This window comes from Nostoc sp., assembly GCF_036917755.1.
GTDB lineage: Bacteria > Cyanobacteriota > Cyanobacteriia > Cyanobacteriales > Nostocaceae > Nostoc.
Window position 1 is genome coordinate 44,855 of the sequence record NZ_JBALFC010000018.1, and the last position, 24,157, is coordinate 69,011.

Annotated in this window: 14 protein-coding genes; 12 read left to right on the forward strand and 2 right to left on the reverse strand. The window is 40.6% G+C overall.

Going from position 1 to position 24,157, the window contains the following annotated elements; genetic code table 11:
* Nucleotides 1–11: 11 nt before the first annotated feature.
* Together V7L05_RS06005 and V7L05_RS06010 are read right to left on the reverse strand one after the other, a co-directional pair.
* A complete protein-coding gene (locus V7L05_RS06005; RefSeq protein ID WP_335162716.1) occupies nt 12–2,387 on the reverse strand; it encodes an ABC transporter permease in 2,376 nt (791 codons plus the stop codon).
* A gap of 6 nt (nt 2,388–2,393) precedes the next feature.
* Complete coding sequence (locus V7L05_RS06010) at nt 2,394–3,110, reverse strand: ABC transporter ATP-binding protein (RefSeq protein WP_335162718.1); 717 nt, start codon at nt 3,108–3,110, stop codon at nt 2,394–2,396.
* A gap of 878 nt (nt 3,111–3,988) precedes the next feature.
* On the opposite strand from V7L05_RS06010, the gene V7L05_RS06015 reads away from it, so the two are divergent.
* From V7L05_RS06015 to V7L05_RS06070, 12 genes are all read left to right on the forward strand, one after another.
* Entirely contained in the window at nt 3,989–4,270 is a 282-nt protein-coding gene (locus tag V7L05_RS06015) for an acyl carrier protein (protein ID WP_335162720.1), read from the forward strand.
* A gap of 3 nt (nt 4,271–4,273) precedes the next feature.
* Entirely contained in the window at nt 4,274–4,672 is a 399-nt protein-coding gene (locus tag V7L05_RS06020; protein WP_335162722.1) for a holo-ACP synthase, read from the forward strand.
* 24 nt (nt 4,673–4,696) lie between these two features.
* Nucleotides 4,697–6,259 (forward strand): benzoate-CoA ligase family protein, encoded by a 1,563-nt coding sequence (locus V7L05_RS06025; RefSeq protein WP_335162724.1) that lies wholly within the window; start codon nt 4,697–4,699, stop codon nt 6,257–6,259.
* Nucleotides 6,260–6,284: 25 nt separating this feature from the next.
* A complete protein-coding gene (locus V7L05_RS06030) occupies nt 6,285–7,607 on the forward strand; it encodes an anthranilate synthase component I family protein (RefSeq protein WP_335162726.1) in 1,323 nt (440 codons plus the stop codon).
* A gap of 14 nt (nt 7,608–7,621) precedes the next feature.
* A complete protein-coding gene (locus V7L05_RS06035) occupies nt 7,622–8,059 on the forward strand; it encodes a holo-ACP synthase (RefSeq protein ID WP_335162728.1) in 438 nt (145 codons plus the stop codon).
* 78 nt (nt 8,060–8,137) lie between these two features.
* Complete coding sequence (locus tag V7L05_RS06040; protein ID WP_335162730.1) at nt 8,138–9,667, forward strand: 3-oxoacyl-[acyl-carrier-protein] synthase III C-terminal domain-containing protein; 1,530 nt, start codon at nt 8,138–8,140, stop codon at nt 9,665–9,667.
* 56 nt (nt 9,668–9,723) lie between these two features.
* A complete protein-coding gene (locus tag V7L05_RS06045; protein ID WP_335162732.1) occupies nt 9,724–14,364 on the forward strand; it encodes an amino acid adenylation domain-containing protein in 4,641 nt (1,546 codons plus the stop codon).
* Between the two features lie 212 nt (nt 14,365–14,576).
* Complete coding sequence (locus V7L05_RS06050; RefSeq protein ID WP_335162734.1) at nt 14,577–20,384, forward strand: SDR family oxidoreductase; 5,808 nt, start codon at nt 14,577–14,579, stop codon at nt 20,382–20,384.
* Between the two features lie 169 nt (nt 20,385–20,553).
* Entirely contained in the window at nt 20,554–21,408 is an 855-nt protein-coding gene (locus tag V7L05_RS06055) for a 3-hydroxyacyl-CoA dehydrogenase family protein (RefSeq protein ID WP_335162736.1), read from the forward strand.
* Between the two features lie 39 nt (nt 21,409–21,447).
* A complete protein-coding gene (locus V7L05_RS06060) occupies nt 21,448–21,702 on the forward strand; it encodes an acyl carrier protein (protein ID WP_335162738.1) in 255 nt (84 codons plus the stop codon).
* 168 nt (nt 21,703–21,870) lie between these two features.
* Nucleotides 21,871–23,055: an acyl-CoA dehydrogenase family protein gene (locus V7L05_RS06065; protein WP_335162740.1), complete on the forward strand. Its 1,185-nt coding sequence runs from the start codon at nt 21,871–21,873 to the stop codon at nt 23,053–23,055.
* Nucleotides 23,056–23,059: 4 nt separating this feature from the next.
* The gene (locus V7L05_RS06070) at nt 23,060–24,130 is read left to right on the forward strand and encodes an HAD-IIIC family phosphatase (protein ID WP_335162742.1); all 1,071 of its coding nucleotides are present in this window, start codon (nt 23,060–23,062) and stop codon (nt 24,128–24,130) included.
* The last annotated feature ends 27 nt before the right edge of the window (nt 24,131–24,157 follow it).

The window sequence follows — 24,157 nt, forward strand, 5'->3', positions numbered from 1 at the left end:
AACTCTGTCGATCATTCCCTGGTTTTAAGAACAGCAATCAGATCGAGACGATTTAGCTGGCGCTGGACAATCAGCCCACAACTAATTGCTGCTGCGATAACGACCATAATGGCGAAAGTATAGTTTGCCTTAGTGACAATTAAGGGCAAACGATAAAGTTCTGAATCATAACCAACACTCATTAAGGCAGCCAACCCAGACCCCAAAACTAAGCCTAGAGGAATTGCTACCAAGGTGATAATCCCCTGCTCTCCTAGTAGGATGAAAGCAATTTCGGCACGGGTGAAACCGATAATTCGCAGACTAGCTAACTCTCTCTGCCGTTCTGACAAAGAAATTTGTGCTCCATTATAAACTACACTGACCGTGATAATAGTGGCAAAAACTAGCAGTACCTTAGTGGCTACTTGCATATTTTTACCCATAGACTCCTGAAAACTCTCTATGGATGCCTTTCGGAGAAAGACGTTAGTCACATCGGGAATCTTTTTGAGATAGGAGTACAATTGACTACTAGCATTCAAATCGATCGCTGCGTAAACACCTGATACTGTTTGCCCTTCTTCCATGAGTCGGTTGAGAGCATAGATGTCCATATAGACATTGAAACCCATCAATTCATCTACCAGCCCCATCACAGCAACCTGATGCACAGCATGACTGCCTTCAAGTACTTCTACTGTGAGCTTTTCCCCTGGAATAACACCCAGAATTTGTGCCAGCTTAGTTGTTAGCACAACTCCATCGGTGGGGAGATTCACTGGGTAGAGGTTGCGATCGACTAAATGCTGAAGTCTACCTGCTGGGTCAATTCCGGTTATGGCCATACCTTGGCGTTTGTGATGTTCAAACATCAGGTTTACAGGTACTGTCCGAAATGGTTCGGCAGAGAGGACTCCAGGAAAGTGAGTGATTTCGTACCGCACACGGTTAGGACGCGGTTCATTAAAAATAATGGTGATATCTTGTCGTTGGACAATATTGAATTGAAAATCAATTAAATAAGCTAAGGCATCTTCAAAGTAACGACCCACCACTAGTAAGGCGATCGCAATCGCAATCCCCAAAATAGAAAAGCCTGCCTGAACTGACTTGCGTTCGAAGTTACGGCAAATAATCCGACCGGTTGGCGATAAAAAGCGGCCAATACTCAGGCGCTCAATGATTGATGGTCGAAACTTAGCTGGTGGCTCCGGTCGCATAGCTTCAGCAGGGGGTAAGGAAATAGCTTTGCGAACAGATCCAAAGCCTCCCAAGCAAGCTGCGCCAACACTGATGCAAATAACTGCGATCGCTAAATCTGTTCTCGCTTCATAGTGAAGTATTGGTAAACGGAAAATCTCCGTGTAGACATGGGTATATCCACTACCTAACCAAAACCCACCAACAATACCAATTACTGTCCCCCAACTGACAATGCTCAAAACAAGTTTTAGATAATGTCCACCAATGGCAATATTGCCATAACCTAAAGCTTTGAGTACAGCAATCTGCTCCCGTTGTGTCCCCACCAGCCGGGAAATTACGAAGTTTAACAAAAAAGCTGCGATCGCCAGAAACAGGCAAGGCATCATCGTCCCCGATACTTTGAGTTGGTCTACATCATTAGAGAAAACCTTGTTAGATAGCTGATTTTTCCGTCCATAAGCACCCAAACTACCGTAGCGCTCTAAAAGTTGGTCAAGACGCTCAATCACATCCTCCTCAAAGACTCTTGGCATGAGTCTGAGAGTGACATTGTTAAAGGCATCGTCGAGATCGAAGGCCGTCGCTAGTGCTTTTCGCCCCATCCAGATGACACCAAATCGCTTGTGATCGGGAAACAGAGATCCTTCGCCTCGAACTTCATAAACATATTCGGGTGAGAGAGCGATACCGACAATCCGTAACTGCTGCCAGCGACTATTAATTACAGCTCCGATAGAGTCACCGAGATCCAGTTGGTGAGCTTCAGCAAAAGCTTCACTCACTAAAACCTCATCACCTCGTTCTGACTCGATATAACGACCCTTACGGATATAAAGGTCATTCAGTATGGGGACGCGCTCTTGGGGTATGGATATTAATCGACCGATGACTGGTTCATCAAAGTTAGGGATATCGAGAGTGACATCAACTACAATCCGCGTTTGGGTCTGTGCAACTCCGGGAATTTCCGCAATCTGACTAGCTAAAGTTTCTGGTGCCCGCTTCATCTGAGCAAAAACATGGGCAAAGCGATAGCTATCGTAATAGATGGACTTGGTGAGTGCGAGGGAAGCATGAGTACTCTGAATCATGATCAAGCTAGAAATACCGCAAGCGACAATTAAAGCGATCGCCAAAACCTGACCTCGCAAGCCCAGAAGATCGCGCCACAGTTTTCGATCTAGAGACGAGTTAAACATTAAGACTTACCACTCTAATTCAGCCGGAGACAACTTGGTTTGGTTACGATGCTCTTGAATAATCTCACCGCTACGCATGGTCAGCACGCGATCGGCCATAGCTGCAATTCCCACGTTGTGGGTGATTATAGCAATTGTTGTTCCCAATTCTCGGTTAACTCGCTCAATTACCTCTAGTATCCGCTTAGCTGTTTGAAAGTCGAGTGCCCCTGTTGGTTCATCACACAACAATACTTGTGGTCGCTTGGCAATGGCACGAGCAATTGCGACTCGTTGTTGTTCTCCACCCGATAATTGAGATGGGAAGTGGTCGAGACGATCGCCTAAATCTACCAATTCTAAAGCTTCCCTCGGACGCATCGGATGAACCGCAATTTCTGTAACCAGAGAAACATTCTCCCGCGCCGTTAGGCTGGGTATCAGGTTGTAAAATTGGAAGACAAAGCCGATACAATCGCGCCGAAAACGAGTCAAGACTTGCTCATTAGCGTTGGTTAGGTTGCGATCGCGAAAATACACACTGCCACTTGAGGGCACGTCTAGTCCTCCCAAGATATTCAGTAAGGTTGACTTACCACTGCCAGAAGAACCGAGTATGACCATAAACTCTTTTTCGTCAAGGTCGAGGTCTATGGAGCGAAGGGCTTGCACCTCTACTTCTCCCATACGGTACTTTTTAGTCACTTCACGCACCTGAAATATTGGTGGTTGTCTGACTGTCACTTAAAAAACTCCAAATCGAATTGAGTCAACGACTGGGTAGATTGCTCATTGTCTTGGACGGGGCTTGTTAGTGCTGAAGACAATAGGCAATAGAAATATCTTTATTTCCAGATAAACGATAAAAATTATCATTTATTTCCAGCAGTATACTGAAACTTGGGGTTTTTGTGAAGCATGATGCAGTGCAAAGCAAGGAAACTTCAGAATTTGGGAGTTGTAGCTCATCTCTCACCACTGGACAAAACCCAGGCTAGCGATCGCCTGCCCTAACTTATTAATAAATAATTTCTATAGTATTCTTACCTCTGCCATGTATTTAATTATATTTTCACCAGCTATATACTGCTGAAACAGCCTATTCTTATACCTTTTTGCTTGTCAGAGAAGTTTTTTCACTACATAAAACTTTAAATTAGGACTTGCTAAGATGATGATTTCTGTAATAAAGTACTCACAGCTAATGAAAATATTTCCTAATATAAAGCGAAATTTGATTTAGTTTTCCAACCATATATGTTCTAAAAAAGGAGTTTCAAGACAAACTTGAACGGCGTTGCATAAATGCGGGATGAATTGACGGTTAAAACCATTGAAAATTCGTTCCAAATAGGGCGCATTCCATGACTCAGTAACGGCACTCAAGCCAATAACGTGCAAATTTGCACAAACAAGGGCATGAAATATTTGTAAAACTGAATGAAATCATGACTTTTAAAACAACCTCTGAGTGACAGTTGAGTTCAAAGACTTGTCGTTAAAACTAATGCAAAGAGTTCTCATTACTTAGTAATGAGCCAAACTTGATATGAGAGTATTTTGCAGGTAATTAAGAACTGCCATAAATCCTGTAGTTCAAATGCATTGAGAAATTTTGCTTTATGGATACTCTAAAAGTGATGGAAACTATCAATAAAATACTTACTGATTTAGGTATTACCGAAGAGTTACTTTATCCAGATGCTTTACTGCGTAAAGATTTACAGCTTGATTCCACTGAAACAGTAGAAGTATCCTTAGAACTCAAACGTCAGTTGGGAGTTAGTGTCAAACTTCAAGGTCGGCAAGATATGACGCTAGATCAATTTTGTCATCTGGTACAGACTGCAATGCTTGTAAGTCCAAATGAGTACAGCGCAACTATACCGAAAAATTTTGGCTAGGCAATGGCTTCCTTTTTCTCTAGTAAAACTCTCAGTATTAAAGGTCTTGGTATTGACATCACACCTATCCAAAGAATTGCTAGACTGATTGACCGACACGATCGCCAAACCTTAAATTTACTGTTTACTCTTGGTGAGATCGACCGTTGTCAAGCAGCTAATAATCCCCACCAGGATTATGCAATCTGCTTTGCCACCAAAGAAGCCGTAGGTAAAGCCTTGGGAACCGGATTAGCTGGCATTGGTTGGAATGAAATTGAAGTAGATATCACACACAGCAAATTAATAATTAATTTGCAAGGAGAAGCAAGTATCCAAGCAAAACAACAAGGCATCAGAGAATTCTTGGCTACTTGGTGCTATTGGGATCAACACATACTAGTTCAAGTCGTCGCTCAATAAATATCAGCCTCACAGGAAAATTGGATGGATAGTATTTCAGAAAACTTACCAGAGGTCTTTAACGTTGCAGCTTACTTCTTAGAAGGCAACCTAGTACAAGGACGTAGGGAGAAAACAGCCTTTTACTATCAAGGTGAAACATACACTTACGTCCAGCTGAACAACTTCGTCCAACGCACAGCTAAACTACTTTCTCATCTCGATTTAGAGCGGGAAAATCGCATAGCCATTCTCTTATCCGACACTCCAGAATTTCTATTTACTTTTTGGGGTGCGATCTGGTTAGGAGCTATACCAGTTCCGATTAATACTGCTTGTAGTTTGGATGAAATTCAGTATATTCTGCAAAATTCCCGCGCCAAGCTTTTAGTAACTACCCAAGAATGGCAAGGGAAACTAGCTCCTATTCAGTCTCAGTTCTTACGCCATATTCTGTTAGCAGATGGTGAAAATCCCTTAATTTCTCTACTCACTCAACAAGAGGAAACATTACCTTGCGCTGAAACATCCCGTGATGAACCAGCTTTCTGGCTTTACACCTCTGGGAGTACAGGCCAGCCTAAAGGTGTGATTCATCTTCATCAAAGTATGGTGGTATGTGCAGAGCAGTACAGTAAAATCATGCTGGGCTTGCATCAAGATGACATCATCTATTCAGTTGCTAAGATGCCCTTTGCCTACGGTTTAGGTAATACTCTCTATATGCCAATGGCTGTTGGTGCAGCATCTATACTATCTGATGCCAATAATGCTTTTGACATCATTACTGATATCCACCACTATCGACCTACAGTCTTGTTTGGTATACCCAGCGCTTATGCAAGTATTCTCAGCGCACATGATATTTCTCCTCTAGATGTTTCTTCTATACGTTTATGTGTATCAGCTGCTGAACAATTGCCTAAAAGTATCTGGCATAAATGGCTTTTGACTTACAATCATGAAATTTGTGAAGGTATTGGCACGACTGAATTTTTGCACATTTTTCTAACTAATCAATTAGGAAAATGTAAGCCAGGTAGTTCTGGTAGGCCGGTTCCTGGTTACGATGTTCAGGTGATTGACGAAGATGGTTTTCCTTGTAGTGCTGGCGACATTGGCGACCTGCAAGTGAGTGGAGAAAGCCTCATGTTAGGGTACTGGAACCGACTGCAACAAACGCGAAAAGTTATCTATGGTAAGACTATGCGAACCGGAGATAAATATTTATGCGACGCAGAAGGATATTTCTGGTTTATGGGTCGTCAGGATGACCTTTTTAAGGTTAATGGTCAATGGCTATCACCTTTAGAAATTGAAGACATTTTGCATCAGCATCCGCAAATTTTTGAGGTAGCAGCAGTACCAGAGTCAAACAATGGGGAAGAATTGATTCAGGTAGTTGTTTATGTTAGCCTCAAACCTGGAGAAAAGCCTTCGCCGGAAGTTGAGGATAGTATTCGGAAGTTTGCTAAACGGCGATTAACTCATTTTAAGGCTCCAAAAAAAGTTTACTTTTTAGAAAATTTACCACGCACCTCGACTGGTAAAATTAACCGCAAAGTATTAGTAAAAAAGCATAGTTTAGCGACAAAAGCAATTGACTAAACAATTATTCACAAGGATTAAATAGATGGTAACGGAGTTAAAGACCGAAATAAAGTATCAAGAAACATTTGTACCTGGACAAAGAGAACCCATCGTTATCCTAAAGAACCTACTACAAGCTGGTATTATTACAAAATATGTCATGTATGAAGGCAAAAATGAGGTTCGGATTGCTGGTAATGAGTTATTTAGGGTAGCAGTAAACCAAGATTTTGTCTCCATTAACGGTTCAGGGAATTCTGACTGTGAGCCAGTCAGCGATCCTTTAAAGCAAGTAGAGAATTTACTTAAGTCTTTGAATGTTGAAAATTGGACAGCTTATGGTTATGTAGCATTTGATATAGCTCGGTTTTACTCTTCATACTCTAAAGCAATCCAGCAAGAACTGCTTTATTTTATGATTCCCGAAACTGAACTTCGCTGTACAGTAGAAGGAGTGCATATCAAAACAACTAAGTCATTAGAACAAATAAAAAATCAATTATTTATTGATAATCAACTGCCAAACTATACACCAGTATCTTTGGAATTAGATTTTAGCGATCGCGAAGTTTATCAAAATCGCATTGAGACTCTGATCAAAGCAATTAAAGAAGGTGATTTGCACAAAGCGATAATTTCTCGCTCAGTCAAAGTACCAGGTGATTTAGATGCCATCGGAACTTATGTCGTAGGAGCTAGAGCCAATAATGCAGCACGTTCTTATTGTTTAGATATCGGAGATGTGCGTGCAGTTGGCTTTAGTCCAGAAATTCTGATGGAAACCAATGGAGAGGGGTCTGTGATCACCAATCCCCTAGCTGCAACTCGCCCTCGTAGTGAAAATCTCAAAGAAGATACACGCTTAAGTGATGAATTATTTACTGATGCTAAAGAAGTTAAAGAACACTCACTCTCAGCCTGGTTAGCACAAAGTGAGATTGCTTCCTTGTGTTTACCAGAAACTGTACACATTTTTGACTTTATGGAAGTTAAAAAGTACCGTTGTGTACAACATCTATCATCACGAGTAGGTGGTAAACTCAAAATCGGAAATACCCTATGGGATGCATTGAAAGTATTGTTTCCCGGAATTACAGTCTCTGGGATTGATAAAGAAAAAGCTTTAGAATGGATTAATCGCTTGGAAGACGAGCCAAGAGGAATTTATGCTGGTGGTATTGGTTGGGTAGATAGCAATGGTTCATCAGATATTGCGATCGCTATTCGCTCAGTTTATCAATACGGAAATAATATTCACTTAAATGCTGGCGCTGGTATTGTGGCTGAATCAGTTCCAGAAAAAGAGTATATCGAGTCTGTCAACAAAATGAATACGATGTTGACCAATTTAGTTTTACAGTCTTAAACCAAGTTAATCTGATGTTTGCAATTGAGTCTGAAAGTTTACCTGTAAACCTGCTCACCTTTGAGCCTGATGCTCTCGAAGTCATTGGCTATAGTATTGATATCGTGGCTATAAGTTCTATTAAAAAACTTATAGAATCAGCAGGTAAGTCTTTTGAGATGCAATGGTTTACAGAACGTGAGTTGAGTGAATCTGGATTTGGTAATGATCGTATCCAGTATTTAGGCGGTCGTTTTTGCGTCAAAAAAGCTGTACTTCAAATCCTTGGGGTTGAATATAACCGAGATCGTTACTGGCTGGATTTGGAAGTACAACGATTACCAACAGGTAAACCAGCAATAGTACTAGATGGCAAATGTCAAGAAATTGCAGTAGCACTTGGGATTACCAAATGGTTAGTTAGCATCAGCCATGTATCATCTTATGCAACTGCGAGTGCGATCGCTCTCTAAGTAAGAGGCAGAAGGCAGGAGGCAGAAGTTCTTTAATTTTGAATTTTGAATTGATTTGTTCCCTATTCCTTTTTTCAAATGATTAACCTTCCAGTAGGGATTCGCGCACTTGCAGTTAGCTTTCCCAGTATCATTCGGACAAACGAGTACTGGTTTTGCCAGTATCCCGACCTATTTACACAAACAAAACTCAGAAACCCAAGGAGGTCTAAGTCTGATGACTTCACTACCGACAACAATGGGTTGGACATTTGGTCAATAGCAGTAGCACCATACTTATCAGACCCCTTTCGAGGTAATGTTGAACGACGGGTACTTAGTTCTCAAGAGTCATCCCTAACGTTAGAATATCGCGCCGCTAAAGATGCTCTGGAGGCTGCAAAACTCTCTCCCAGTGAAGTCGAACTCATGATTGTCGCTTCGCTTTTCTCCGAACAAGTCGGGTCTGGAAATGCAACCTACTTAGCTGAACAATTAAAACTATGCTGCCCTGCATGGAATTTGGAGTCAACTTGCTCAAGTGCTTTAGTGGCACTTCAAAATGCTCAGGCTCTCGTACAAACTGGAACCTACCGTAACGTACTAGTAGTTATCTCTCAGATTGGATCTAATGCTGTAGAGGAAGCAGACACACTCTCATGGTCAATGGGTGATGGTGCTGGAGCCTTTGTGGTTGATTTGCTTAAACCTAACCAGGGAATTCTGGGTACTAAAATCGTTAATACGATCGCCACACATGGTGCTTACTCACATAAACTGACAACAGATGCACAAGGCAAGCCCCGAATTTGTACTAGCACGGGAAACAATGCCAGTATGCTTGCAGAAACAGCAGTAGATTTTGTCCGTAACTGCTGCTACGGTGCAACTACTGCTGCTGGTGTCACCCTTAATGATATTGACTTTTTTGCATTTAATACTCCTACTGCTTGGTATGTCGATGTTTGTACACGAGCATTAGGTATCGATAAAGAGCGGACAATTAATCTCTACCCGCGATATGCAAATATCGGGCCAGTACTTCCCATCGCCAATTTGTACCATGCAGCAGCAGAGGGAAAAATTAGCGGAAATAATTTAGTTCTGGTTTATACTAACGGTGCCGCAGCTACTGCCGCAGCAGTTGTTATGCGTTGGGGTGATGTGGCCCTTGGACAAGTTCCAGCCCCTCCAATTAGCATTACCCAGGAGAAACAAAGGTCTGAACCAACAACACAAGATCATCTTTCGCAAGAAAAAGTCTTCACTACAACACAAACCGCTTTTTCAAAAGCAAAACTCTTGGCTGCTAAACCAGAGCAACAACAGCAAATGGTAGAAACTTATCTTCTGGAATGGTTAGCTACCTCACTACAGCTGCCTTTAGCCAGCCTTAACACTCAGCAGTCTACTGCTTCATTACTTGATTCTTTAATGGCTATTGAACTCAGGCGCAAAATAGAGGCCAATCTACAAGTGCAAGTACCCATAGAAAAATTTTTAGTTAACAATATAGCTCAACTAGCCGAACTATTGCTGAACCAATTAACCTTAGCCAGCCTAACTGTATCAGAAGCGATCGCCTCTGCTGACCTCAATCTAAAAGAAAGAGAAAAATTGAGTTTATAAAAAAGGAAGTCTGATTTTCTTAATTACGAATTAGAATTACGAATTGGTATAAAATCATGGATTTGCGTTCACTTTTAACCACTCTCTCTGACAAAGGCGTAAAACTAGCTGCTAATGGAGATTTACTAGATATTGATGCGCCTAAGGGAGTACTAACCTCAGAATTACGTAACTCATTAGCTGAACATAAATTAGAGATTCTGCGATTTCTGCAAGAAAACAGTATCAGTGGGAGTTTCACGGATTTACCGAAAATTGTACCAGCACCAAGCGATCGCTACGAACCTTTTCCCCTGACTGATATGCAGCACGCTTTTTGGGTAGGGCGCAATGGGGCATTGGAGTTAGGTAGTGTATCCAATCATGGTTACTACGAAATTGCCGGTAATGATATCAACCTAGAACGCTTGAACTGGGGACTGCAAAAGTTAATAGAACGCCATGATATGTTGCGTGCTGTGGTGCAGCCAAACGGACAGCAGCAGATTTTAGAGAAAGTGCCTCCTTATGAAATGAACGTTTTAGATTTGCGGGGACAGAATGAGGAAATTGTCAATGCACAGCTAGAAGAACAGCGCGATCGCCTTTCTCATCAAGTGCTACCATCTGACCAGTGGCCCCTATTTGAATTTAGCGCTACACGTTTGGATGAAGGACACGTCCGACTACACATCAGCTACGATTTGCAAGTATTTGATGCTTGGAGTCTATTTCGTCTGTTTGATGAGTGGTTTCAACTCTACCAAAATCCTGATATTATCTTGCCACCGCTAGAGCTTTCCTTTCGGGATTATGCCTTAGCAGAACAGTCTTTGCAAGAAACAGAATTATACAAGCGATCGCAAAAATATTGGCTCAACCGTCTAGAAAACATACCTCCAGCCCCAGATTTACCTCTAGCTAAAAATCCCAAAGAACTCAAACAACATCGTTGTAAACGTTATCATTCCCAACTAGAACAAACCCTTTGGCAGCAATTAAAGCAGCGAGCCTCTCAAATCGGTTTAACTCCGTCTGGTGTCTTACTGGCTGCTTTTGCCGAAATATTGACACTTTGGAGTAAGAACCCCCAATTTACGATTAATCTAGCCCTGTTTAATCGCCTGCCACTACACCAACAAGTAAATGACATTTTAGGAGACTTCACCTCCGTTACTCTGTTGACAGTAGATAACTCCACCCCCGAAGCATTTACTGACCGCTCTCTGCACTTACAAAAGCAACTTTGGCAAGATTTAGAACACCGCTACTATAGTGGTGTGCGTGTGGTACGAGAACTAGCTCGGCAAAAAGGCACAGGCCCCAGCGCCATGCCAATTGTCTTTACCAGTACTCTCGGCTTTAGCTCCCTTGGTCAAGAAACCTTAACATTCAGCCATTTTGGCGAACTAGTCTATGGCATCAGTCAAGCTTCTCAGGCTTGGATGGATATACAAGTCTGGGAAGAAAAAGAGGAATTGACATTTAACTGGGATGTGGTGGAAGAACTCTTTCCAGAAAATCTTGTCAACGATATGTTTGAGGCTTATTGTCTTTTCCTCAAACAGTTGGCGACTTCTGATTCTATCTGGTTGGAGAAGACTAGACAATTGTTACCTCCTACCCAATTAGCTCTGCGGGATGCCGTCAACGCCACCACAGCACCACTTCCTGATGAGATGTTGCACACTTTATTTGCAGCCCAAGTGCAGAATCGCAGATTAGAACCTGCTGTTATTTCATCTCAGGGTATCTTGACTTACCAAGAACTATACAACCTATCCAATCAACTGGGTCATCGGTTGCGCCGTTTGGGAATTCGTCCGAACCAGCTTGTCGCCATAGTTATGGAGAAAGGATGGGAGCAAATCGTCGCAGTACTGGGAGTTTTAGCTGCCGGAGCCGCCTATTTACCCATCGATTCAGGATTGCCTCAACAACGTCGGGAATATCTGCTAGAAAATGGTGAGGTTCAGATTGTTCTGACGCAATCGTGGCTGAATGAAAAACTGGAGTGGCCATCGAACATTCAACGATTGTGCATCGATACAGAAGAACTCGCTGTTGAAAGTCAACAACCATTACAGCCAGTTCAGACACCCGATGATTTAGCCTATGTCATCTATACCTCTGGCTCCACTGGTTTACCCAAAGGGGTGATGATTACTCATCGGAATGTTGTGAATGTCGTGATTCATACAAACAAACGCTTTAATGTTAGTTCCACAGACCGGATTTTGGCTCTCACTTCTCTAGCACATGACTTGTCTGTTTATGACATATTTGGTCTTCTGAGTGCTGGCGGTGCAATTGTCATGCCTGAAGCCTCTGCTATTAAAGACCCCGGCCACTGGGCTGCTTTGATGGTGCGATCGCAAGTGACACTTTGGAATACTGTACCAGCAATGATGGAGATGTTGGTCAACTATGTCGAACAGGAATCTGTAGAACTACCTAAAAGCTTGCGTTTGGCAATTTTAGGCGGAGATTGGCTACCAGTTTCTCTTCCCCAACGAATTAGAGCTTTAGTCCCAGAAGTACAAATACTCAGTATTGGCGGCCCTACTGAAACTACGATTTGGAATATTGGTTATCTCATAGAAGAAGTTGATCCAACTTGGAAGAGTATTCCCTATGGTCAACCAATGGCTAACTCAAAATACTACATTTTGAAAGAAAGCCTAGAAGATTGTCCTGTTTGGGTTCCAGGTCAGATGTACTGTGCTGGCGTGCAGTTGTCCAAAGGTTACTGGTGCAATGAAGAAAAGACCACCGCCAACTTTATTTCTCATCCTCGCACAGGCGAACGTATCTACCAAACAGGAGACCTTGGTTGCTATCTACCAGACGGCAATATTCAATTTTTAGGAAGAGTAGATTTCCAAATCAAAATTCGGGGACACCGCATCGAAACCGGAGAAATTGAAGCAGCTTTGTCACAGCATCCAGCAGTACGTGCTGCTGTTGTTACCGCCGTGGGAGAACAACAGGAGAAAAGGCAATTATTAGCTTATTTAGTTCCAGAACAAAATCAGGCAGCAGATATTTTTGAGGTGGAAGAGGCACAGCCAGCCAAATCTCAGCAAATTTGGCAATCTGTTGTGGAAGCCGGTCAAAAACAAGCTCAACAAGTTATCTGGCAAGCAAGTGTTGAAAATGTCTTAGATTTATTGCAAACTTTAGGACATTTGCATACTAATTCTGTCTGTCAAGCATTTCAAAAACTAGGAGTTTTTAACTCTGTTGGCGAGAAATACGATCTAGATCAATTAATTTCTCAGTGTGGAATTGCGCCTCGCTATCGACATTGGTTGTATCGAGCATTAACAGCACTAGTAAAAGCAGGTTGTTTAGAGCAACAAGGTGAAGTATTTACCAGTTATGTTGCCTTGCCAGAAATAAGTTTATCAGAGTTACAAATCGAAGGACGAGCAAAACTAGCTGAAGTTTTGTTGTTTAATGAATCTGAAAGTAGTTGGCTTGATTTTGCCTCAGAAAATTTGGCAGATATCATTACTGAGAAAATTAAAGCAGCCGAGATTTATGCTAGTAAATACTTGCCATTAATTTACCAAAAGCTATTTCCTTACTGTAATTACATTGTTGGGAAAATCATGAAATCAGTGGTGCAAAATCGGTTACCAGAAAAACCACTGCGGATTTTAGAAGTTGGTGCAGGTCTGGGTGTAACGACGATTCATGTCTTACCGGAATTACCATTAGATACAACTTACATATTTACTGACATTTCCAATTATTTTTTGCAAAATGCTAAAAATCATCTTGCTCAATATCCATTTGTCAGCTACAATTTATATGATTTAGAAAAAACTCCTCAAGAACAAGGTTATGAGCTTCATAGTTTTGATGTAGTGATTGCATCAGCTGTGTTGCACGACACTCGTTACATTACTCAAACTTTAGATAATATCAAATCTTTGTTGGCTCCTGCGGGTTTATTGGTAATAGTCGAAATAACTAAATTTCAACAGTTTTTCGATTTAAATATGGGATTGCAGCAAGGGTTTGATGTCTTTGAAGATCATGATTTGCGGCAAGTTCATCCGTTGATTTCAGGGTCAGAATGGCAAACAATGTTATCTCATTCAGGATTTCAAGATAGTGTACTTCTAACTAGACCTAATTCTGTATCTGAATGCATTGGTTTTGAAGTTGTGCTTGCTCAAGCACCGTTATCTGTGAAGAAGTTTAAAGCGAGTAAGTTACAAAACTACTTACAGCAGAAATTACCAAATTATATGGTACCTTCTGCATATATGCTTTTAGAAAATTTACCTCTGTCTGCAAATGGTAAAATAGACCGGAGTAAACTGCAAACGCAAAAAAGTTTGCTGCAAACTTCAGATAGTTATATAGCACCAGAGACTGAGATTGAGCAAACTGTTGCTGGTGTTTGGCAAAAAGTATTGGAATTAGAAAAATTTGGCGTTAACGATAACTTTTTTGATGTGGGTGGTGATTCTTTACTGATCACAAAAGTTTACAGTCAACTGAAAGAAGTTTTACCTCAAGAAATGCTAAATATTTCGATGATAGATTTGTTTAAATACTCAACAATTAAGAGTTTGGCTAATCACTTAAGCCAAGAGAAACCAAGAATTTCTTTACAGCAACAAAGTCCGGAATTAGAGAAGGAATTAATGGCAGGAAAAAATCGGTTAAAACAACGGTTAAAAAAATCAATTATGAACAAATAATTCGTAATTGAATTTGTACAAGTCTTTACTAGTTATAACTACTAATGACTTTGACAGTTAAGGCTTAACTCTTTGTCAAAGTCAATTTTTGAACGAACCGCAAAGGACGCGAAGGAAGAGAGAGAAGGAAGAGAAGGAAGAAATGCTTAACTGAACTGTATTGCGTTATGAGTAACAATCAATAACTACATTTTTTAGGAAGGATAAAGGCGATGAATCTTGAACCCACTGGTTTAGAAGTAGCAATAATTGGCATGGCTGGGCGTTTTCCTGGGGGAAAAAATATTGATGATTTCTGGAAAAATCTCGTCAACGGTGTGGAGTTAGTTTCAGAACTGCCACAAGTAGATATGGGGCTTGATGAATCTAATCAGCCCAACAAGACAATTAAAGCTGCTGCTGTTCTAGAGGGTGTAGAGCTATTTGACGCTTCATTCTTCGGTTATACTCCTAGAGAAGCGGAAACTATTGACCCACAACAAAGGCTATTTTTAGAGTGTGCTTGGGAGGCTCTAGAAAATGCTGGCTATGATCCTGAAAAGGAAGAAAAGCCTATAGGAGTTTACGCTGGTTCCGGGTCAAGCAGTTATTTGCCTTTCAACCTTGATGCTGATGAGGAATTGATGGCAGCAAAAGCAATAAGTCCTTTGCAAGCGATCATTGGTAATGATAAAGACTTTGTTGCTACCCGCGTTTCATATAAATTAAATCTTAACGGTCCGAGTATTAATGTTGGCACAGCTTGTTCTACTTCACTCGTTGCAACTCATTTAGCTTGTCAAAGTTTGTTGAGTGGGGAATGTAATATAGCCTTGGCTGGTGGCATTACTATTACAGTCACCAGAGATGGATTTGTCCCATTTCCAGCTGATGGAATGGTGTCTCCTGATGGACATTGCCGAGCTTTTGATGCAAAGGCTCAAGGTACAGTTTTTGGTAACGGTTTGGGTGTTGTTGTTCTCAAGCGGTTGGAGAGTGCGATCGCAGATGGCGATCAGATTTATGCTGTAATCAAAGGCTCTGCAATCAACAATGATGGTTCTTGGAAAATTGGCTACACTGCACCTAGTGAAATTGCCCAAGCTAAAGTTATTCGTGCTGCTCAAATAATGGCCGAAGTTGAGCCGGATACAATCAGCTATATCGAGGCTCATGGTAGCGGTACTACCTTGGGCGACCCAATTGAAATGACTGCGATGATACAAGCTTTTCGAGCTAGTACAGATAAAAAAGGGTACTGTGCAGTCGGCTCAGTCAAAACAAATGTTGGACATTTGGGAGTAGCAGCCGGGATGGCTGGGTTAATCAAAACAGTCTTGTCACTCAAACATAAATTATTACCACCCAGCCTGAACTTTGCCGAACCCAATCCACAAATTAATTTTGAGAATAGCCCCTTTTACGTCAACACAGAGCTTGCTGAATGGCTAACTAACGACAAACCCCGTCGCGCTGGTGTCAGTTCCTTCGGTTTGGGGGGAACTAACGCCCACGTTATTTTAGAAGAAGCGCCTCGTTTCCAACCTTCTGGTAACTCGCGTCCTTGGCAGTTATTGTTGCTATCTGCGAAAACTAGCTCTGCCTTAAACACAGCAACGGCGAATTTAGCTGCACACCTCAAGCAGCATCCCGATATCAACCTAGCTGATGTCGCTTCCACACTCCAACTTGGTCGTCAGGCTTTTAAGCATCGCCGAGCGGTTGTTTGCCAAAACCTTACAGATGCTGTGAGCGCGCTTCAAGATTCTAAAAGAGTTTTGAGCAGTATTCAAGAAATTAGCGATCGCCCCGTCGCTTTCATGTTTACGGGATTGGGTACACACTACGTGAACATGACCGAGGAACTTTACCAACTAGAGCCGACATTTCAAAAAACAGTTGCTCAATGTTGTGAAATCCTCAAACCCATACTAAATCTTGATTTAAGAGATGTCATTTATCCCAAAAATTCTTCACAACCCAATCCCATAAACGGTTCATCTCAATCGGGTTTCGATTTGCGTAAAATGCTTGGTCGTACCCTTGAACAACCCGATGCAGCTGCCGAAAAACTAAATCAAACTTATCTCACGCAACCAGCTATTTTTGTCATTGAATATGCTCTAGCTCAGTTGTGGATTTCCTGGGGGATTCGTCCTGTCGCCATGATTGGCTATAGCATTGGGGAATATGTGGCTGCGACTTTAGCCGGGGTATTATCTTTAGAAGATGCCCTAACTCTGGTGGCGAAAAGGGCGCAAATGATTCAAGAGTTGCCAAGCGGGGCAATGCTGGCTGTACCTCTTTCGGAAGCAGAAGTGCGTCCTTTGTTGAGTGAAAAACTTTCCTTATCAGCTATTAATGGAGCAAAACTTTGTGTGGTAGCTGGAGATATAGATGCAATTGATGAATTAGCAGGTCAATTGACTGAGAAAGGTTTGGCTTGTCGCCGTTTGCAAACTTCTCATGCTTTCCATTCTTACATGATGGAAGCGATCGCAGATCCATTCACTGAGTTAGTCAAAACTGTAAAGCGCCAGCCTGTGCAAATCCCCTATCTGTCTAATGTTACAGGTACATGGATTACAGCCGACCAAGCAACCGATGCCAACTATTGGACAAAGCATCTGTGTCAGCCTGTGCGCTTTGGTGAAGGAGTGAAACAATTGTGGAGAAAGCAGAATCCCATTTTGTTGGAAGTTGGCCCGGGACAAACTTTGAGTAGCCTCGCTTTGCAATATTTAGAGAGCGAGCAGGTTGTAGATAAAGTTGTGCTGCCATCTCTGCGTTATTCCTACGAGCAACAATCAGATTTAGCATTCTTGCTGAACACTTTAGGGCAACTCTGGCTCTCAGGAGTCCAGATAAACTGGTCGGCATTTTACGCACATGAACGTCGTCATCGGATTCCTTTACCAACCTATCCCTTTGAGCGCCAACGTTACTGGATTGACAGACTAAAACCTTCAACTACTAGCAAAAAATTGCCGACATTACCTGCACTTTGGCAATCTATGGTAGAAGCTGGTCAAAATCAGGCGGTTGAGGGTGTAAAAGGAATTGACACTCAACTTGAGCAAGAACGGAAACTGTGGCTGACTCGTTTATGTGCTGGGTACATGAATCAGACCATCAGACAGTTAGGTGCTTTTAACAATCCAGAGGAAAAGTATACTTTTGCAGAATTGTTTGAGCAGTGCCAAATTATTCCTCGCTATCGAGAACTGTTGACTCGCTGGTTGAATGTACTACTAGAAGCAGGTCATATACAACGAGATGAGGCAGGAATTTATACCAACCTCCTGCCAGTTTCCCCAGACTCAATGAATACGTTTTTGCAAGAGGCCAGATTGCGATCGCAAGAGATAATTGAATGGGTAGATATTTACCAGCGTTATGGCGAAAACTTACCAGCCATCTTGACTGGTGCTAGGGGGGCATTAGAATTTCACTTTTCGGTGAAACTTCAAGAAGAAGACTATACAGTGCCAACCTATCCCACCCAAACTTACTATAAACCCATCTTGCGGGCGATCGTTGAACAGGTGGTCAAACCCTTGCCAGCAAATGTCAACCTCAGAATTCTCGAACTGGGGGCGGGAACTGGTACGGCCACAGAGGAATTGTTACCTTTGTTACCGCAACAGCAAACCAAATATACCTTTACTGATTTAGGTAGTTTGTTCCTGAAAGCAGCCAAAAATAAATTTAGCGCTTATCCATTTGTTGAATACGGTTTGCTAGACATAGAGAAATCGCCACAAGAGCAAGGATATTCTACCCACAATTTTGATGTCATTATTGCCTTTAATGTGCTGCATGTAGCTCGGAATATTGGAGCAACTTTAGAACATGTTCGTTCTTTATTGGCTCCAGGAGGTTTTTTAATCCTCTGGGAAATCACCGAAGCCAGATTAGAAGCTGACATCATGGATGCAGTGCTAATGAATCCCATTGAGGATGAAACAGGTATCCGCAATATGGGTAATCCCTTTTTATCAAAAGAGCAGTGGCAAGAAGCTTTAACTGAGCATGGGTTTGTCAATGTTGCAGCTTTCTCGGAATTTGATGTATTCGGAGAACATATTATTTTAGCTCAGGCTTCTGCATCACCATTAAAATCAGTTCCAGCAGCATTGATGGCATTGATTCATCAAGAAGATGCAAGTCAAGTTCCATCGGGTAAAAAGCCTGAAATTGCAGACTGGTTTTACGTTCCATCATGGAAACGTTCAATGTTGCCACCTGTGACAGCAAAGCAGACAAATCAACAGGAATGTTATTTGATATTTGTTGATGAGAGTAGCTTGGGTGAGCAAATCGTTCAAAGATTGGAACTCCAAGATAAAAAGGTGATTACCGTCAGAATTGGAGAGCAATTTGCGGTAGATGAAAAACAGCATGGATATACAATCAATCCTCAACAACAAAATGATTACCATACCCTATTTCAAGAGCTTTCTACCTTAAATTTGACACCAAAAACGATTGTTCATTTATGGAGTGTCACACCGCCCAATGAAACAATATTAGAAGTAGATGAAGTTAACCAAGCTCAAGATGTAGGATTTTACAGCTTGCTATTTATAGCTCAAGTTCTGGAACAACAGAATTTGGCTGAACAGTTGCAAATCATGGTAATCTCCAATAATATGCAGTCTGTGACAGGAGATGAAATACTTTCTCCACAAAAAGCAACTGTATTAGCAGCTTGTAAAGTCATTCCCCAAGAATACCCAAACATTAGTTGTCGTAGTATTGATGTTGTAGTTCCTAGTGGAACAGTTGATAAACTTGTAGACAGCTTGCTCAAAGAAATATCTGCACCATCGACTGAGCAAATTATTGCCTATCGTAATCATCATCGCTGGGTACAAAATTTTGAGAAAATTCAGTGGGATGTAGCAACGGTAACACCACAATTGCGAGATGGAGGAGTTTATTTAATTACAGGTGGCTTAGGAAATTTAGGACTACTCTTAGCAGAATATTTAGCACGGACTGTCAAGGGCAAACTAATCTTAATAGGACGTTCAATCTTACCTAACCGTGATGATTGGTCAAATAGTCTGTTAGAAAAAGTGTTGAAACTAGAAGCACTAGGCGCTGAGGTTTTACTAGTTGGCGCTGATGTCACCAACCAGGAACAAATGCAAAGTGCGATCGCCCAAGCTGAAACAATATTTGGTAAAATCAACGGTGTCATCCATGCTGCGGGAATTTCTGGCAAACTGTGTACCATCGAACAAGCAACTAAAACCGAGTGTGAGCAGCAATTTGCAGCTAAAGTACATGGACTTTTAGTTTTGGCAAAAGTTTTAGAATCGAAAGAGCTAGATTTTTGCTTATTGATGTCTTCTTTATCCTCAGTTTTAGGAGGAAGAGGACTGATAGCTTATTCAGCAGCAAATCTCTTCATGGATGCTTTTGTTCATCAACACAATCAAACTAGTTCTGTTCCTTGGGTAAGCGTCGATTGGGATACTTGGCAAGTTGGAAAAGTTCAACAACAGCTTTTATCTGTTGATGCCAGTTTAGCTGAATTTATTTTGACACCACAAGAAGGTATCGATGTCCTCGAACGGATTTTATCTTGGAAGGAATTAAATCAAGTATTTGTCTCCACTGGAAATCTCACCACTAGGTTAGAACAAGCAACTAGGTTAAAGTCCGTCAAACAGAAAGTAAATATCCAAGAAGCTGACTTCTCTTATCTGCGTCCCAGACCAAATTTAAAGAATGAATTCATTGCACCTACTAACGAACTTGAAAATAAGATTGCTGAAAGCTTTAAAAAGTTTTTAGGTTTTGATAAAGTGGGTATTTATGATAGTTTCTTTGCTTTAGGAGGAGACTCATTAACAGGAAGTGTAATGATTAACCAATTGCGTGATGACTTCCAAATAGAAGTACCAGTCCGCGCCCTCTTTGAAGCCCCTACTGTTGCTGAATTATCTCTGTTTATCGAAAAAATTATTCTAGAGGAGTTAGAAGAATTAACTGATGAAGAAGTTCAAGCAACTTTAGAAAAAGTTGGGTAATCTCAATTCGTAATAACGAAACCCAACATTATCAATCAAGGCTTTGTTGGTTAACGCTTACGCTCAACCCAACCTACAAATATTCTTAACCAAACCGTATTGTGGTATGTCTGGCTTGTCATATATTTTTTCTCTGGTAGTAAAGCTCATTTAGTTGAAGATATCAATCATGAACATCGAAGTAGTTGGTGTTATTGGGGCTGGGGTAATGGGGAGTGGTTTAGCACAAAACTTAGCCCAAACTGGTCATCAGGTCATTTTAGTAGATGTGTCAGAGAAAATTTTGGAGGAGGCAAAAGAAAAGATTAAAAATAATCTTCGGTTTCAAAAAATGCTCCAGAAATCTGATAAATTGGACAATATTGAAAACCTCCTCCAAAAAATTAAGATTTCTACAGATTACCAATCGTTAGAATCAGCAGAATTTGTGATTGAAAATGTCACAGAAAAATGGGAAATTAAAAATAGGGTTTATGAAAAAATAGATGTTATTTGTCCGCCAGTAACGGTGTTTGCTGCCAATACATCGGCGATTCCCATTACTCGTATAGCTTCAGCAACAAAACGTGCTGCACAAGTCATTGGAATGCATTTCATGAACCCAGTGCCAATGAAGCCAGTAGTAGAAACAATTCGTGGTTATCATACTTCTGAGGAAACAATTGAGATAGCCAAAAAGCTGTTAGCTCAAATGGGCAAGGAAGCCATCATAGTTAATGATTCACCTGGTTTTGTTTCTAATCGGGTACTCATGTTAACTATCAACGAAGCTATTTTTTTACTACAAGATCAAGTCGCTTCAGCATCAGATGTAGATAGAATCTTTAAAACCTGTTTTGGTCATAAAATGGGGCCTTTAGAAACTGCTGACTTAATTGGTTTAGATACTATTCTATTCTCCATTGAAGTTCTATATGAAAGCTTTAACGACAGCAAATACAGACCATGTTCTTTGCTGAAAAAGATGGTAGATGCAGGTTTGTATGGTTGTAAAAGCGGTAAGGGTTTTTATAACTACAATTGAAAAATTCTCAATTAGATACTCCACAATAAATACATAAAAATGAACCAAGCTAAAACTAAAATCAAAAATTTTATCTCGCGGTTTATTACAATCCATGACTTGCAAGAAGATGAAGATATCTTCAATTTAGGCTTTGTAAATTCTATGTTTGCTATGCAACTTGTTTTGTTTTTAGAGCAAGAATTTCAAATCAATATTGAAAATGAAGACCTAGATTTCGACAACTTCAGAACAATCAATGCTATGGCAAGTTTCCTCGATCGCAAGCTTAGTAAAACATTTAATTATCATTAATTTCTAGCAAATTCCCCGCGTACTTTTGCGCTTACCTCTGCGCCCCTCTGCGTTTAAACTCCAACCTTAAATTCGCCCCTATTTTCTGCAACCCTGTACTTATTAACACGGTATTAATTAGATAATTAATGAGTCATAACTTCGAAAAAATCAAATTTAGTAATCACAATGCAGATAGAATTAACTACTGAGCAAAAAAATGCTCAAGCTACGTTTCGAGCCTTTGTAGATGAAGAAATTATTCCTTTCACCAATGAATACGATCAACAACAATCTACTCCAAAAAAGATAATTGAAAAACTAGCTAAAAAAGGATACTTAGGTGCTTTAGTACCTAAAGAACATGGTGGTGATGCTATAGATATCATCACCTATGGACTCTTAAATGAAGAAATTGGCCGGGGATGTTCTTCGCTGCGGAGTTTACTAACCGTACATAATATGGTTACTCATGCTCTACTTAAGTGGGGGAGTAAATCTCAAAAACAGTATTGGATACCTAAATTGGCAACTGGTGAGGTGATTGCTGCTTTTGGTTTGAGTGAACCTAATGTAGGTAGTGATGCTAAAAGTGTTGAGACAACAGCAAAACTGGCTGGAGATTCTTATGTATTAAATGGGCAAAAGAAATGGATTACTTATGGACAAATCGCTGATATTTTCTTAGTTTTTGGTTTGTGTGAAGGTAAACCTTCTGCTTTTTTAGTTGAAAAAGATAGCCCAGGACTCTCAATCAAACCGATTGTTGGGATGTTAGGTGTTAAGGCTTCGATGTTAGCAGAATTACACCTAGTCGATTGTCGGATTCCCCAAGAAAATCTTGTAGGGAGATTGGGTTTTGGTTTCTCTTATGTCGCTTCTACTGCACTAGATTACGGCAGATACAGTGTCGCATGGGGATGTATAGGTATTGCCCAAGCTTGTTTAGAAGCCTGTATTCAGTATACAAGTCAACGTCAACAGTTTGGTGTTTATTTAAAAGAACATCAATTGATTCGGCAAATGATAACTAACATGATTGTCAATGTGAAAGCAGCAAGATTGTTATGCTATCAAGCAGGTTATTTAAAAAATATTGGACATCCTAATTCTCTGATTGAGACTTCAATTGCCAAGTATTTTGCATCCACAATGGCTACTCAAGTAGCAAATGATGCTGTACAAATTCATGGTGCAAACGGTTGTAGTAGCGAGTACTCCGTTGAAAGGTATTTGCGAGATGCAAAAATTATGGAAATCATCGAAGGTAGTACTCAAATTCAACAAATGACCATTGCTGAATATGGTTATCAGGAGTATATATTTCCGGGCGATCGCTTGGCAATATCTCAACAATTAGTTACAAGGATATGAAAACATGATTGGTCTAAATTTGGAGCAAACCCGGAACAGCCAAGATACAAAAAAACCAATTAAATGTGTTGTTTGGGATTTAGATAATACTCTCTGGCATGGTGTATTATTAGAAGACGATCGCGTGGATTTGCGAGAAAATATAGTTGAGATTATCAAAACTTTAGACGCTAGAGGTATTTTGCAATCGATCGCCAGTAAGAATGACCACAATACAGCGATCGCTAAACTTCAAGAGCTAGGGTTATCTGAGTATTTTATCTACTCCCAAATTAATTGGAATTCTAAAGTTGCTTCTATTCAAGAAATTGCTAAATTAATTAATATTGGTTTAGATGCGATCGCCTTTATTGACGATCAGCCATTTGAACTAGAAGAAGTACATTTTTCCCTTACCGATGTTCTTTGTATCAATGTAACTAAAATAGAGCATTTGTTAGATATGCCAGAGTTGAATCCTCGGTTTATTACAGAGGATTCTCAAAAGAGAAGGCAAATGTATATTAGCGATATAGAACGCAAACAAGCAGAAGAAAAATTTATCGGTGTTCAAGAAGAGTTCTTAAAAACTCTGAATATGCACTTTACTCTAGCTTCAGCCCAAGAAGATGATTTACAACGAGCCGAAGAATTAACAGTTAGAACCAACCAGTTAAATACTACAGGTTACACTTATTCTTATGATGACCTCAATCAATTTCGGCAATCAGAGCAACATAAACTACTAATTGCCACTTTAGAAGATAAATATGGCAGTTACGGAAAAATTGGTTTGGCTCTTGTGGAATGCCGTGATGATATATGGACAATTAAACTTTTACTAATGTCTTGTCGCGTCATGTCCAGAGGCGTGGGTTCAGTTATGCTTAACTACATCATGAAGCTGGCTCAAGAAAACAAAGTGCGTCTGTGTGCTGAATTTCTTTCTAATAATCGTAATCGTATGATGTATATCGCCTATAAATTTGCAGGGTTTAAAGAAGTTGAAAAGCAAGGCGAAATAGTAATTTTAGAAAATCAGCTCAACCAAATTCAGCCTTTGCCAGAATATATCAAACTAGAAATTATCGATTAACGATGAATGCTCATTTTATAGCCTTAA